Here is a 14,331-nt window from a genome sequence, read left to right as displayed (position 1 = left end):
GATGCTCTCGGCTTAATCACAATAAACTTCATGATTCTGCTGAATGTCCTTTTTGCGTTGATGTTTGCGCACGCCAATGACCTTTGCGAAAGACGCTTCGTTCTGGCTTTTATGGACAATGAGCCTTCCTACTTCATCGAAAACGGCGTTAAAAAAGGTCACTCGTATGTTCTGATGACTGACGTTATTAAGCAGCTTGAATGCCGCGAAACAGAGATCCCGGGATCCTATGCCGCCAACAAAGAGAAGCTTCTTAAAAACCGTGTCGACATCATGGGACTAGCGATTCGCGACGCCGAAATGGACAAAGTTGCGGAATTCATTCCCGCTTACCGCGTTCCGCGAATGCTGATAGTTGATAAAAAAGCCTATAATCCGTCTTTTAAGATCGAAGACTATCTGAAGAACTCCAAAGCCGTTTTTTCAACCTTGATCGGAGCTGGATTTTTTATGTCCGATCAGGAGCGGGAACTACTTTTCAAACAAAAGCGCCTGTTTGAAGTCCCTGGCCCCAGTGACATCTTTGCCAGCCTGATTAAGGGCCGAGTCCAGGCCACGTTCTCGACTCCGCTGTTCACCCACTACTATTTATCGCGCAAGGGTCAGGACGGCGGCTTTGTGATTTTGCCCGACCCGAATCAGGCGCAAGATCTGGGTATCTATGTCTCGAAGGCCCGAGTGACAGAGAAAGATCGCAACAGAATCAAAGACATTATCAAACGCATGAAGTCCGATGGATCCATGGCTCGTTCTGCGAAGGACTATGTCCGTGCGGAAGACCTGAAATACTATAAAGATTAACTACCAGCTTAGGGATTCGCCATCCTGGAAGAAACCGCCGTTGGGACCGCCCTTCGGCAGCGTGGCCGCCCAAAGAAGGCCTTTGATCCCCTGTTCAACTGAACGATCCGCATGCGGGCCACCCATATCAGTGCGCACCCATCCCGGCGATACTGAATTCACGCAAATGTCTTCGCCGGAAACTTCCGAGGCAAAAAGATTCGTAACCATATTCAAGGCCGTTTTGGAAATACGGTAAGACGCCGAGGCATTCTGTTTTTCAGAAAGCTGAGCCATGCCGCTGGAAACATTCACGATGCGCCCATAACCTTCCTGCTTCATCAGCGGGAAGATCTTCTGGGTCAGCAGGAATGGTCCCATGGTGTTGGTGACAAAGGTCTTCTGCAGCGTAGAGGCTTTGGTTTTAAACAGCGAGGAATTTCCGCCATCTTCACTGTCGATCAGAATGCCGGCATTATTCACCAGTACATCAACAAAACCGTATTCACGTTTGATCACTTCAACAAAGTCCGTGATGCTTTTTTCCTGGGACAAGTCGAGCTTCATCGGCACGACATCCAGGCCCTTCATGGCCAGACCGTTCAGGGTCTTTTGCGCTTTGTCCGGGTTTCTCATGGCCATCAGTACCTTGAAACCCCTTTGCGCCAGGGCCTCACTCAAGGCAAGACCCAAACCACGATTAGCACCAGTGACAACAGCGATCTTTTTCACGCAAAAATCCTTTAGTTCGGACGAGGCACCGGGCGTTCACCGACCGGGAACAATTCATTGGTCACCCAGTTGCGCTGGTTGATCACGCATTCGGAAGAAATCACTCTCCAGCGTTCAATAGGGTAAGAGTAAACGGTTTCAACCCAGCCCCAGCCGTTCCAGTCGATCACACGACGATAATGGCGGCCTCCGTTTCCATCACGCACAGAGCGTGTTTCGCGGTGGAAGGTCAAAAGAGGATAATGAACTTTCAAAGTGCCATCCATCGTCAGCTGAGCTTGCGCGTGTTCATCAAACACACAACCATAATAACCATCCAAACTGCGCAGACGGCCTTGGATTGTTTCACCCGGGCGCACATCACGGCCTTCCGGCATCCAGAACTCAAAGAAGTAATCAGAAGGCGCGCCGTTGGAATAATAGCTGCGCGTGTTCAGCGTCAATTTGCCGTTGAACTCAACGAAACGAACAATCGCACGGCCATCAGCCGACTGCCATGGTTGTTCAAGAACGCTGCGGGCTTCAGCAGTGAAACCTGCCAACAGAGACAAAACAAGCATCATCGTTTTCATCTATCTTCTCCTCTTATAACGCTCTGTGGACCCGAAAAAGAACCGGGAACCTTTTTAGCGGGGGCTGGCGTTGCGGTTCAGCAGCACGATGTAGTCTTTGGCGCCGGTTTGTTCCATCATGCCTGAGTATTTGTTTTCTTCAAATTTCTTGCGATACGTTTTGCGAGCCACTTCGATAACCATGCAGCCCAGATGTCCGGTACCTGCAAGATCTCTTGTGCCATCCAGATCACACACTGGCTGGAAGGCTTCTTCCTGCTCGCGGGTCACTGGGAACTTCATGACCGAGAAACTGGTCACGTCCATTTTGTACTCTTCCTTCAGGCGATTGGCAGGACCTTTTTTCACAAGTTGCGAAGAATAAATGTAAGGGACAATCACTGCCACTCGCAGACCCTGCGCACGAGCGTTGTTCACACCCTCTACAAAACGGGACATTTCATTTTGGACATCAAGGCGCATGGTGGAGTTGAAAACCTCCACGTAAGGCAATTGCGGATCCACAACAATCACGTCGTACTTGGATCCCTGCTCTTGATTGGCTTCCATAAAGCCTCTCCACAGTTCCAAATCCTCAATCTGTCCCGGGGTCACACCCAGGAATACGATCGGCGCATTTTTGATTTCCATGCGCAGGCGATCATAGATGCCTTTACCCAGCTTCTCTGGAACTTCAACCTGAGAAAATTTGATCTTAGGGATGGAACGTTCCTGAATCTGAAAATTCATGGAGAAAAACACACCCAATGCAATCACAGCGACGGCGCTGACCCAGTACAAGTATTTCATGAGCGGAACTTTACTTAGTTTAAGAGCTAAGTCCAGCGCCCACGGCCGCATTTACGCATATTGGCAAGAATCGTTGAAATCTGCTAGAATTGTGTTAGGTTGCGAACATTACAGAGGACTTGATCCCGCAAAGGACAGGTACCCACATATGAATGCGACAAAGACTGTACCTACATATCTTATTATTGGCTCTGGCCGTGTCGCACGACATGTTGCCCACTATTTTCATTTACTCAATTTAAAATATCAAACCTGGGACCGCAGCGAGGACATCTCTGCTTTGGCGGGCAAAGTTTCTGCGTGCTCGCACATTCTGCTGGCGATCAGCGACAGCTCTTTGGAGTCTTTCTATCAAGAGCATCTGGCAAAGCACGAGGATAAAACGCTCGTGCACTTCTCGGGTGCTTTGTATTTCAAAGGAATGATCGCGGCACACCCGCTGATGACCTTTGGTCCGGACCTTTACGATCTTTCGACCTACCAGCAGATTCATTTTGCTCTGACTGGATGTGATTCCCTGGATGAAGCCCTGCCGGGACTTTCCAATCCTTATTCCAACATCTTCGCCTTTGAAAAAGCCCGCTATCACGCCTTATGTGTGCTGGGTGGGAACTTCACCACTTTGTTGCTTGCCAAGATGCTGGAAGGCTTTGCCGAGATGAAAATACCGCAAAGTGCCGCCAAGCCTTATATTGAAAGAGTGATACAGAACACTTTGGCGAACCCTGGAGATGCCTTCACCGGCCCGTTGGCGCGCAAAGATGCTGCCACAGTCGAAAAGAATCTGCAGGCCCTGAAAGACGATCCTTATCAGGCTGTTTACAAAGCCTTTCTAGAAACCCTTTGGCCTGAGTATCCGCGAAAGTGAGGGCCCTATGAAAACCATCCTCGATTTCCACGACAAGAAAAGCAAAAAGCAAAAGATCTCGATGATCACCTGCTACGACTATTCCTTCGCGCGCATTGTGGCCGACAGTGATATTGACTGCATTCTGGTCGGAGACTCTTTGGCGATGGTGATGCTGGGACATTCCACCACGCTGGATGTTTCAGCCAGTGTCATGGCTCATCACACAGCTGCCGTTGTGCGCGGGGCTGGTGATAAGTTTGTGATCGCGGATCTGCCATTCATGAGTTACCGCAAAGGCCTGACCGCCAACATGACGGCTGTTGAAAAAGTGATGAAGGCCGGTGCTCACGCCGTGAAACTGGAAGGCGCTGCCGGAAATTTGAAACTGGTCCGCCATCTGGTGGATTCAGGTGTGCCGGTGATGGGACATCTGGGCCTGACTCCGCAATCAGTCAATCAACTGGGTGGATTCAAGGTTCAGGGCCGTGATGAAAAAGCCCAGAAGAAGATTCTGGAAGCCGCTCTGCAATTGCAAGAGGCTGGCGCCTTTTCCGTGGTTCTTGAATGTGTCCCTTCGAAACTGGCCAAAGAAATCACCGCAGCACTGGAGATTCCAACTATCGGCATCGGTGCGGGCGTGGATTGCGACGGACAGGTGCTGGTACTGCAAGATATGCTCGGCATGAACCAAGGCTTCAAACCGAAATTCGTGAAAACATACCTTGATGGCTTTAATACCATCAAAGGTGCCTTGAACCAGTATCATCAGGAAGTCAGCACCGAAATCTTCCCGTCCGAGAAAGAGAGCTACTCATGACCCAAGTCCTGCGCTCTCCTTCCGAATTTCAAGCCTGGCGCCGCAAACAATCCGGCACGGTGGGTTTTGTTCCCACTATGGGGGCTTTGCACACCGGACACGAGGAACTGATCAAACAAGCCCGCATGAACAACGACCTTGTGGTGCTTTCCATTTTCGTGAACCCGACCCAGTTCAATGACCCAAAAGATCTGGAAAAGTATCCGCAGACCTGGGATCAGGATCTGGCGATGGCCGAAAGAAACAACGTCGACGCGATCTTTTTTCCGCGCTATCCTGACATGTACCCGGACAATTACCGCTATAAAGTTTCTGAAAACGAATATTCCACCCTGCTGGATGGCGCCCACCGCCCGGGTCACTTTGACGGTGTGTTGTCGGTGGTGATGAAACTTTTCAATGTGGTTCGTCCGACCAAGGCGTATTTCGGAGAAAAGGACTTCCAGCAACTGACCCTGATTCAAGGCATGGTGGAAAGCTTCTTTATGGATCTGGAAATCGTTCCGGTTCCCACCGTGCGTGAAGAAGACGGCCTGGCAAAAAGTTCGCGCAATCTGCGCCTAACCCCGGAAGAGCGAAAGAAAGCACCGGCCATCTTTAAAGCCATTACGAAAAGCAAAACCGCTGCGGAAGCCGCGGCTTCTTTGTCAGCTCAAGGATTTATCGTGGATTATGTGACGGATGTGGGAAACCGCCGCTTCGTCGCCGCCAAACTCGGTGAAGTGAGGTTGATCGACAATGTCCAAATCTAAAGTTCTTTTCATGATGACGGGCTCTATTGCCTGTTACAAAGCCTGTCATGTGGTTTCCCGTCTGGTGCAAAATAACTGTGACGTTCAGGTTGTGGCATCCCCGTCCGCCTTGAAATTTGTCGGCAACGCCACCCTGGAAGGCCTGACGGGCAAACCCGTCATCAGTGACATGTATGCCACCGGCAACGTCATGGATCATATCCACCTGATGCGTTGGGCGGATGTGATTTTGGTGGCACCAGCCACCGCAAATTTCATCAACAAGGCCGCGCAAGGTGTGGGTGATGATTTGTTGCAGACTCTGTTCCTGGCACACGACTTTAAAAAACCATTCCTGGTGGCGCCAGCCATGAACACCAGCATGTACCTGCACCCGGTGACACAAAAATCCCTGACCGCTCTTAAAGAAATGGGCGTGCAGATCCTGGACACCGCTTCCGGCATTCTAGCCTGTGGCGAAGAAGGCTGGGGCAAACTGCTGGAACCGGATCTGATTCTGAAAATGACTTTGGAAGCGCTTCATAAACCTGCACAGGATACCGCAGTAGCTTCGGTCGCACCGAAGTCTTCCGCTCTTTCCAAAGTGAAAATCCTGATCACCGCCGGGGGCACGCAAGAGCCCATCGACACGGTTCGTGTGATCAGCAATCTCAGTTCGGGCCGCACCGGCATTGCCCTGGCTGAATACATGACTCAGATGGGTTTTGATGTGACTTTGCTGCAAGCCCACGCTTCACCCAAGACGGAACACGTCACCCGCCGCGACCAGTTTGTCAGTTTTGCGACTTTGGATGAAAAGATGAAACACTACCTTTCCACCGAGGATTTCACCCACGTGATCCATGCGGCGGCCGTCAGCGACTACTCTGTCGACCACATCGAAGTCGACGGCCAAAGCTTCCGTCCGTTTGAGGTGAAAAAAGTCAGCTCTGACGCAGACAAGATGAGCATTCACCTGAAGCGCAACCACAAGATTGTGGACCGCCTGAAAGACTATTCCAAAAACAAGGACCTGAAGGTGATTGCGTTTAAACTGACCAGTCACGCCACTCCAGAACAACGAACCCGCGCCGTGGAAAAGCTTTTTGCCAACTCCCACGCCGACTTCGTCGTTCACAATGATTTAAGCGAAATTGATATCGTCAACCGCACCCACAAGTTCACGCTGTTCAATCACGCAGGCTTTGTTGCCTGTGAAAATCTGGATCAACTGACCAGTGAACTGATTCGTGTGGTTCTGCCAAAGGATTCTTTATGATTTTGTGTCTTGATGTGGGGAACACCCAGATTTATGCCGGTCTTTTTGACAAGGACAAGATGGTTCTTTCTTTCCGTAAGAACTCCAAAAGCGGGGCTTCTTCCGATGAAACCGGCATTTTCCTGCGCACGGCCATCCGCGAAAATGGATTTGATCCGGCAAAGGTGAAACAAATCGCGATCTGCAGTGTCGTGCCGGAAGTGATCTATTCCCTGCGCGGCGCCTGCATGAAGTACTTCAATATCAATCCGTTCATCCTGCAGGCCGGGGTTAAAACCGGTCTGAAGATCAAGTACAGAAACCCACTGGAAGTCGGTGCCGATCGTATCGCCAATTCCATTGCGGCGACTCACCTGTACCCGGGTAAAAATCTGATCCTGGTGGACTTGGGCACGGCCACCACATTCTGTGCGGTTTCCAAGGACAAGGACTATCTCGGGGGATCCATTGTGGCGGGTTTGCGTCTTTGCATGGAGGCTCTGGAAAGCAAAACGGCCAAGCTTCCGTCCGTGGAAATCGTGGCGATGCACGAGGCCCTGGGTCGTGCGACCATCGAAAGCATCCAGTCCGGTCTGTACTATGGCCATCTGGGCACCATCAAAGAACTGACGGAACGAATCACCAAAGAATGTTTCCAAGGGGAACGTCCGATGGTGATCGGCACCGGTGGTTTTTCCTATTTGTTTGAAAAAGAAAAAGTATTCGACGAAATCGTGCCGGACCTTGTTCTTAAAGGCATGCTGATCGCTCTGCAACACAACGCTTAAGGATTTATTTATGAACATCTCATTGCTTAGAACCAAAATTCACCGCGCCACCGTTACCGGAGCTGATTTGAACTATGAAGGCTCCGTCAGCATCTGTCCGGATCTGATCAAAGCCTCTGGTTTGCTGATAAACGAACGTGTGGATATTTACAACTGCAACAACGGTGCGCGCTTTTCCACGTACGTGATCAAGGGTAAAAAAGGCGAAATCTGCCTGAATGGGGCTGCTGCCCGTCACGTACAAAAAGGTGATCTGGTGATCATCTGTTCTTACTGTGGTCTGAGCATGGATGAAGCCAAGAAACATGAGCCGACAGTGGTTTTTGTAAACGCAAAAAACAAAGTCACTGAAAAGCGCAAAGAAGACCGCAAGAACAACAAGTAGCCTTAAAAATGCGGGAAGCCCGCCAAATGGCCTTCCCGCTCTTGACCCCGCGACGAAATTCCTTCAGTTTAGGCCGTATGGCTATCACTCTTCTGCAACTGCAATCCGGCCACAAGGCCTTTGGCGCCAAAGTTCTCTTTGACGATGCCACTTTCGCTATCAACGAAGGTGAGCACGTCGGCGTTATCGGCCCCAACGGCGCCGGCAAATCCACTCTGTTTAAAATTCTGGTCGATCAGGAACATCTTGATGAAGGAATCGTGACCAAATCCCAGCAGCTGCGTCTGGGCTATCTGGAACAGGAATCTGACTGGGACGTCGATCAAAAAGTCGAAGAATATCTGGAAAAGAACTGCATTAAACCCCTTTGGGAGCTGAAACAGTTCGGACTGAAACTGGGTCTGACGGAAGGCCACTTCCAGTCTCATCTGAAACAGCTCAGCGGTGGCTACCGCATGCGCGTGAAACTTTTGTACCTGATCGGACAAGAGCCGAACCTGCTATTACTGGATGAGCCGACGAACTTCCTGGATTTGGAAACCCTGCTGGTGCTGGAAAGCTTCCTGCAAGAATACAAGGGCGCGTTCCTGCTGATTTCGCACGACCGCGAATTCCTGCGCCGGGTGACGGACCATATTCTGGAAGTCGAATCCGGCGACATCGTGAAGTTCCCCGGAAGTCTTGATGACTACTTCGAACAAAAACAAATGCTGGCTGAAATCCTGCAAAAGCAGGTTCTAAGCCAACAAGCCAAAAAGAAATCCATCATGGACTTTGTGACCCGTTTCGGAGCCAAAGCCACCAAAGCCCGCCAGGCGCAAAGCCGCTTGAAGGCTTTGGAAAAAATGGAAGTCATCGAAGTCAAAGCCGCACCCACCCATTCACATATTTATATTCCACCAGCCTCCCCGACCGGGAAGATGATCCTGGAAGTGGAAAATGTCGAATGTGGTTATGGCGACAAGGTGATTCTGAAAGATGTGACCCTGCGCCTGGAGCGCGGCAACCATCTGGGCATCGTCGGACTGAACGGCGCCGGCAAGTCCACTTTGTTAAAATCCCTGGGCGAGCAGATCCCGCTGGTGCGTGGATCCATCAAATGGGGCCATCAGGTCAGTCTGTCTTACTTTGCCCAGCATACTCCGGAATCCCTGAACCCGGAACACACAGTGCTTGAAGCCATGACTTCTGCCGCCCACAAAGAGGTGACCCAGCAGGATGTGCTGAACATCGCCGGAAGTTTGCTGTTCTCGGGCGAAAATGTTCACAAGAAAGTAAAAGTCCTTTCCGGTGGCGAAAAGTCCCGCGTGGCTTTGGGGCAGATTCTTTTACAAAAATCACCGTTGCTTTTGCTGGATGAACCGACGAATCACCTTGATTTTGACACCGTCGAGGCCTTGACCACCGCTTTGGAAAAATACGAAGGCACCATCATCACGGTCAGCCACGATCGTGGATTTATCGGCCGCGTGGCCAACAAAATCTTAGAGGTGAACCACGGGAAACTGACCTTGTATCCTGGCACCTATGATGAATACGTCTGGAGTCTGCAAAAAGGCTTCCTGGCAGAACGTGATCTGACAGAGGGCGCGGCAACGCAAAAAGTCAGTTCCGAAAAAGCCGCTGAGGCTCCGAAGTTCAACTACAAAGAAGAACGAAAGAAGCTGGAGACCCAGATCAAAAAGGCCCAGAAACTGATTGAAGACTGTGACAAGAAGATTGCCGATCTCACTAAAAAGAGAGACGCTTTAAATGAAAATCTGATGACCGCGGCCGGAGACAAAGCCGCAGGCCTTGCCAAAGAGCTGCATGAACTGAGCGGGGCCATTGAAGACCTGGAATCCTCCATGCTGCAAGCGATGGAAGACCAGCAGAATTTTGAAAACGAGCTTAAACAGCTTGTGGGGTAATGACGATGTTGCGTGTATTGATATTGACGGTAATGGCATTTCAATTGGCGGGTTGTGCAAGCTACTTTAAAAAGAAAGACTGCGAATCCATCAACTGGTTTGAACACGGACAAAAAGTAGCAATGCGCGGCCAGTGGCTGAATGCCGACCCGGTAGTGAACGAATGCCGCAAGGTCGAAGCCGACATCCAGGAATCACAGCTGGATAAAGGCTTTAAAAGCGGCGTTGAAAAGTACTGCACGAACACCAACGCCTACATCATCGGTAAAAGTGGTGATTTCTTCTCTCGCGATATCTGCGAGGGGCCACAGATCAACGTGTTGGTTGCCGAACACCGCAAAGGCACCGTTGATTACTGCGCAAAATCCAACGGATTTGTAGCGGGCACTTCCGGCAAAAAGTATCAGAATGTCTGCCCGAAGGAACTTGAGCCTGCTTTCCTGACGGAATACCGCAAAGGTCGCAAAAAATACGTGCAATCCCTTATCGACAGCAAGTCTTCAGAGGTCCGCAGTCTTGATATGGATATTCTGCACAAACGCAACAACTTGAGTTTCGCGCGCAGCAGGCTCAGCGCTATGGAAGCGGAAAAGAGCGGTCTGGAATCCAGCAAGTCCTCTGCCATGATCAACCAGCAAAGCCAGCTTGTGACTCACTTCAACTCTCAGATTTCGGTGCTGGATACGCATATCAACAGCAAAAAATCAGAAGTCTTTTCATTGCAAAGTGATTTAAGCAGCTTGGAAAACAACCGGGACAAACTGCAAAAGGACATCTCGGCCTTCAAGGAAGAGTTGCCAAGTCTGGACAACCCTTAGTTTGGCACGCGGAACCACTCAATAGCGTCGACAAAGGCCTTTGGCTGATAAGCATTGGCCTGCTCACTCCAGTGAACCTCGCGCCAGCCCAGGCTTTTGAAAGGCGCACTTTCCACATCGCGCTTCTGAATGAATTCAAAGACATTTGACACCTGCTCAAGCTCGGCCTTCTTCATCAATAAAGACGGCAAATGGAACTGCACAAAAGCTGTTCCCTTGTTCTGGGCGCCAAAGCCTTCAGCACCTTCCGACAAATAGCGGGAATACTGAATCTCTTTTTCAGCGTCGCAATGGTCCACTACCAGCAGTTTTTCAGTTTCTTCGGCATAGTCCATGACATAGCTAAAGTTGTAACCACCGCACTTTTCCACCACCGTACGAACCGATTTGATCTGACCAAAGGACTTCACCGGAACCGGATAACGGGATGGCAGCATCCACAAGTTAGCTCCATCACGCACGGCCATCTGCAGTTTTGGCTGGGCTTTGGCAATTTTCATAAACTGCTGCAAAACTTTGGATTTTTCGTTCAGTTCTTCCTGCGCCACATACAAAACATCAAAAGACGCTTCCGCAAAGGCGTCATGGAACCCATTCATACGAAGTTCATTGGTGAAATTCGCCAGGAACAGACGATGTGTTTCCGAATCCTTGATGGCATTGGTCTTTGAAACAAACAGATTCACGTTCTTGATGGCTTCCGCCGCTTTCATCAAAGCAGTGTCGGACATCATGGCTTCGGCGCTGCCCACGATCGGCAAAGGCTCGGAATGATCCGCGCGCAGCAATTGCGGCAGATTCTGCGTGAATTCGAAACGCTCTTTCATCGTCAACTGACGGTAGGCATTCACCCAGCTCGTGACAAGCAGCGGGCGCAGACTCATCTCAACCACCTGCTGATTCAGTTCGTGAGCAGCTTCGGCTTTGTTCTGACAAAGAGCAAAGTGTTCAGACTGCTTCCACGGCGAATCACAGTATGCCGCCACAGACTTCAGAACAAACGGCCACTTCACTTTGCGAAGCGCTGTTTTCAGACGCGTATCCGGATCACCGATATCAAGGTCACCCAAATCCAGATACACAAGGAAGTCCGTGAAAACTTCTTCCATCAGATCCTGCTGCACAAACAACGAGTCATTGCGTTCATGATACCAGACTTTTGCCAGCGCTTTTTCCAGATGTCCCGGGGCTTCCAGCATCTTTTGTCCAATAAAGATGTGCTGACCCTGAACGCGGTACAAGTACGGACGATCCGGGAAAATCGTCAGCTGCACTTTCTTGCGGAAGGGCTCAAAGCTTTCCAGCAGACGTTCGGTCTTTTGAATACGATAAGTCAGGTCCCGGCTTTGCTCCCCAAAGTAGGTGCTGTAAGCCGTTTCGCGGTTCACGGCACAGCGATAGATGGTGTCCGTCGTCTGAGGCCCCAGTCTGTCAATTCTTTCGACAACCTTGGATTCAATACAGAGCGGCCTTCTTGTCATCTGAACGACAAAAAGGCTAAGTAGGCCAAAACACACAAAAGATAGAACGGTGAACCAACGAGCAAACATAGCGAAGCTGGAACATTGCAAAGGGTGGGCCCCGTTTTAGGGACCCTATCCGATCTCCAAAACCGCTTCCACTCCGATGTTTTGCAGGAATACTTCATCGTGGGACACCACCAGCAGCGCCCCGGCGTATTCTCCCAAGGCAGATTCCAGAACATTCAAACTGGCCAGATCCAGATTATTGGTGGGCTCATCCAGAATCAGCAACTGCGGCACCGGCTGGGACATCAGGATTTTCGCCAAAGAGGCCTTCAGCCTTTCGCCTCCGCTCAGGTCCCGGGTCTTGCGATGAACCATATCACCAAAAAACTGAAACTGAGCCAAACGGTTGCGAGTCTCAATCAGATCAAACCTTGATTTTTCCATCACATTTTCAAGCACCGAATGATCCGCACTCAGCAGGGAATACTTTTGATCCAGCACCTGCACGGGCACTTCACCCAAGCGACAGACACCTTCTGTGCGCACAGCTTGTGAGCGGCTGAGCAGACAATCCAGCAACGAGGTCTTACCGGCTCCATTTCTACCATACAAAGCCCAGCGGCGCGGTCCGCGCATGGCACAGGTCAAAGCCTCTTCCCACAGGAATGCCCCTTCAGCAGAATAACTTAAGTTGAACTGATCCAGTTCAAAAACCAGCTTCCCTTCCGGCAGGGCGGCGACGCCCAAATCCAGTCCCAGACGGCTTTCCGGCTTCTGAGCCTGAACCAGTTCGCGTAAGTTTTCCTGCGACTTTTCCACACGCTTTTCCTCATTCACGTTGATACGCGCGTGGGTTTCCTGCGCCCGGCGCTTCAGTCCTCCGACAATAATCCGGGGAATACCGCCCTTGGCGGCTTTGGCGTCGCCTGCACGCATGCGTTTTTCCTGGGTTTGCAGTTTTTCGTGGTGTTCGCGCTCCAGTTTCTTTTTTTCACGTCTTGCGCGGTCGATCTTTTCTTCAAGCAATTCGCGTTCAGCCTGTTTTTGCACTTCGTAAAAAGAATAGCTGCCGCCATAACTTGAAAGTCCCTGACTGGAAAGCTCCCAGATGCCGTCGACTTCTTCCAACAATTCACGGTCGTGACTGATCAGCAGCAAACATCCCGGATATTCACGCACGAAACGATAAACCAGTTCCCGCGCCTCACGATCCAGATTGTTTGTCGGCTCATCTAGAATCAGCAGGCCACCACCGCGCCCCAGGGCTTCGGCAATACGCACACGAGTCCACTGGCCACCGCTCAGGGATTTAAGATTTTGCTCCAGCGGAATGTCCTGAAGCAGCAAGCCCCACACTGCGGGGTCGGCCACCGGGCTTTCCCACAGGCCCATCAGATATTCACCGACAGTTTGATCCGTCGGTTCAATGACCTGCTCCAGATACACAACCCCTTGCGAGCAGCGCAGTTCGCCGCTTTTGGGCTCCAGAACACCTGCCAGAATTTTTGCCAGCGTGGTTTTCCCCACTCCATTGGGACCAACCAAGGCGCACCGGCGAAAGTTCCACGTAAATGAAATGTCATTCAGAAGCTTCGCCCCGTGGGGAAGCTCATAGAACAGGGACCTTCCGGTCACCTGAAATAAATTGTTTTGCATAGTAAATAATCCGTCCAAGCCCGATGGGGCCGATGTGAGTTCTTAAAAAAAGAATAAGATGACGGATTAATTTCTCATAGACGCCGGATTTAGAGCCCGACAAGAACCACTCTACACCATCTGAGGCCATCCCACAATAGCCCTGCCGGGCATTGACTTAAAATTGGATTGTGAGAAGGTCTAAGGGCTTGAAACTTAAACTTTGGATCTTATTATCAGTTACTTTGCATCTGTTGGCAGTCACAGCCCTGCAATGGGGTACCTCGCCGGTTTCTCCAGATCTGGGAACCGTGGTGGATCTGACTGTCACAAGCCCCGCAGGTATTTCAGGCCTGCCGCCAGGACCTCCGGTTTCTGTCAGCAAACCCGCGCCAACTGTTCCATCGGAATCTGTAAAGAGTGAAGCCCCTGAAACAACTGCCAACGCAGACGCGGGTGCTGCGGACGGTGGCGGAGATTCCACCACCCCGGTGGGCTTCAGCGAAATCACCCGACTGCCAAAAGTAAAACGTGAATTCAAAGCCCAGTATCCGGAAGAAGCCAAGAAAGCCGCTGTCGACGGGCCCGTCATTCTTGAAATCCTGATCGACCGCGAAGGAAAAGTCCGTCACGTGCAGGTTCTGAGCGGACCAGGTCATGGCTTGAATGAATCTGCCGTGGAGGCACTGAAAAAATTCGAATTTCAACCAGCTTTCAAAGGCGAAGAATCTGTTGCTGTTAAGATCCGTTACACCTATAGATTTAAGTTAGAAGTAAATTAAGTCTTGCACCGGTTC

At 50.8% G+C, this 14,331-nt stretch carries 15 protein-coding genes; 10 read left to right on the top strand and 5 right to left on the bottom strand.

Features of this window, described 5'->3' with window-relative positions:
* Positions 1-30 precede the first annotated feature (30 nt).
* The gene (locus tag ACNQKP_RS05720) at positions 31-801 is read left to right on the top strand and encodes a substrate-binding periplasmic protein (protein WP_417863413.1); all 771 of its coding nucleotides are present in this window, start codon (positions 31-33) and stop codon (positions 799-801) included.
* Here ACNQKP_RS05720 and ACNQKP_RS05715 read toward each other — a convergent pair whose 3' ends face one another.
* From ACNQKP_RS05715 to ACNQKP_RS05705, 3 genes are read right to left on the bottom strand one after another with little or no spacing between them, the layout of a single operon-like run.
* A complete protein-coding gene (locus ACNQKP_RS05715) occupies positions 802-1,512 on the bottom strand; it encodes an SDR family NAD(P)-dependent oxidoreductase (protein ID WP_417863411.1) in 711 nt (236 codons plus the stop codon).
* 11 nt (positions 1,513-1,523) lie between these two features.
* On the bottom strand, positions 1,524-2,084 hold the full coding sequence (locus ACNQKP_RS05710; protein WP_417863409.1) for a hypothetical protein: 561 nt from the start codon (positions 2,082-2,084) through the stop codon (positions 1,524-1,526).
* Between the two features lie 54 nt (positions 2,085-2,138).
* Positions 2,139-2,873: a hypothetical protein gene (locus ACNQKP_RS05705; RefSeq protein ID WP_417863408.1), complete on the bottom strand. Its 735-nt coding sequence runs from the start codon at positions 2,871-2,873 to the stop codon at positions 2,139-2,141.
* Between the two features lie 148 nt (positions 2,874-3,021).
* Between ACNQKP_RS05705 and ACNQKP_RS05700 the strand changes: the two genes are divergently transcribed.
* The 8 genes from ACNQKP_RS05700 (at position 3,022) to ACNQKP_RS05665 (ending at position 10,430) form a co-directional block, all read left to right on the top strand.
* Positions 3,022-3,741 (top strand): DUF2520 domain-containing protein, encoded by a 720-nt coding sequence (locus ACNQKP_RS05700; protein WP_041583638.1) that lies wholly within the window; start codon positions 3,022-3,024, stop codon positions 3,739-3,741.
* A gap of 7 nt (positions 3,742-3,748) precedes the next feature.
* Positions 3,749-4,540 carry a 3-methyl-2-oxobutanoate hydroxymethyltransferase gene (gene panB, locus ACNQKP_RS05695; RefSeq protein WP_038448650.1) on the top strand — a complete coding sequence of 264 codons (792 nt, stop codon included), beginning with the start codon at positions 3,749-3,751 and terminating at the stop codon, positions 4,538-4,540.
* Positions 4,537-5,292, top strand: coding sequence for a pantoate--beta-alanine ligase (gene panC, locus ACNQKP_RS05690; protein WP_417863407.1), 756 nt, complete (start codon positions 4,537-4,539; stop codon positions 5,290-5,292). Before panB ends, panC begins: the two co-directional genes overlap by 4 nt.
* Positions 5,279-6,550, top strand: a complete 1,272-nt coding sequence (gene coaBC, locus ACNQKP_RS05685) for a bifunctional phosphopantothenoylcysteine decarboxylase/phosphopantothenate--cysteine ligase CoaBC (RefSeq protein WP_417863405.1) — start codon at positions 5,279-5,281, stop codon at positions 6,548-6,550. Before panC ends, coaBC begins: the two co-directional genes overlap by 14 nt.
* A complete protein-coding gene (locus tag ACNQKP_RS05680) occupies positions 6,547-7,317 on the top strand; it encodes a type III pantothenate kinase (protein ID WP_088564013.1) in 771 nt (256 codons plus the stop codon). Before coaBC ends, ACNQKP_RS05680 begins: the two co-directional genes overlap by 4 nt.
* A gap of 10 nt (positions 7,318-7,327) precedes the next feature.
* On the top strand, positions 7,328-7,702 hold the full coding sequence (gene panD / locus ACNQKP_RS05675; protein ID WP_417863403.1) for an aspartate 1-decarboxylase: 375 nt from the start codon (positions 7,328-7,330) through the stop codon (positions 7,700-7,702).
* Positions 7,703-7,779: 77 nt separating this feature from the next.
* Positions 7,780-9,612 carry an ATP-binding cassette domain-containing protein gene (locus ACNQKP_RS05670; RefSeq protein ID WP_417863402.1) on the top strand — a complete coding sequence of 611 codons (1,833 nt, stop codon included), beginning with the start codon at positions 7,780-7,782 and terminating at the stop codon, positions 9,610-9,612.
* Positions 9,613-9,644: 32 nt separating this feature from the next.
* Entirely contained in the window at positions 9,645-10,430 is a 786-nt protein-coding gene (locus ACNQKP_RS05665) for a DUF2799 domain-containing protein (protein ID WP_417863400.1), read from the top strand.
* Here the strand turns inward: ACNQKP_RS05665 and ACNQKP_RS05660 are convergent.
* Together ACNQKP_RS05660 and ACNQKP_RS05655 are read right to left on the bottom strand one after the other, a co-directional pair.
* On the bottom strand, positions 10,427-11,911 hold the full coding sequence (locus ACNQKP_RS05660) for a hypothetical protein (RefSeq protein WP_417863398.1): 1,485 nt from the start codon (positions 11,909-11,911) through the stop codon (positions 10,427-10,429). The two genes, ACNQKP_RS05665 and ACNQKP_RS05660, sit on opposite strands and share 4 nt — an antisense overlap.
* 114 nt (positions 11,912-12,025) lie before the next feature.
* Positions 12,026-13,555 carry an ATP-binding cassette domain-containing protein gene (locus tag ACNQKP_RS05655; protein WP_417863396.1) on the bottom strand — a complete coding sequence of 510 codons (1,530 nt, stop codon included), beginning with the start codon at positions 13,553-13,555 and terminating at the stop codon, positions 12,026-12,028.
* 170 nt (positions 13,556-13,725) lie between these two features.
* On the opposite strand from ACNQKP_RS05655, the gene ACNQKP_RS05650 reads away from it, so the two are divergent.
* Entirely contained in the window at positions 13,726-14,316 is a 591-nt protein-coding gene (locus ACNQKP_RS05650) for a TonB family protein (protein WP_417863394.1), read from the top strand.
* Positions 14,317-14,331: the final 15 nt, after the last annotated feature.

It is taken from the genome of Bdellovibrio bacteriovorus, from assembly GCF_048286975.1.
In the GTDB taxonomy this organism is placed as follows: Bacteria; Bdellovibrionota; Bdellovibrionia; order Bdellovibrionales; family Bdellovibrionaceae; genus Bdellovibrio; species Bdellovibrio bacteriovorus_H.
The sequence above is the reverse complement of the archived record's forward strand: the minus strand, read 5'-3'. Positions and strand labels throughout refer to the sequence as shown.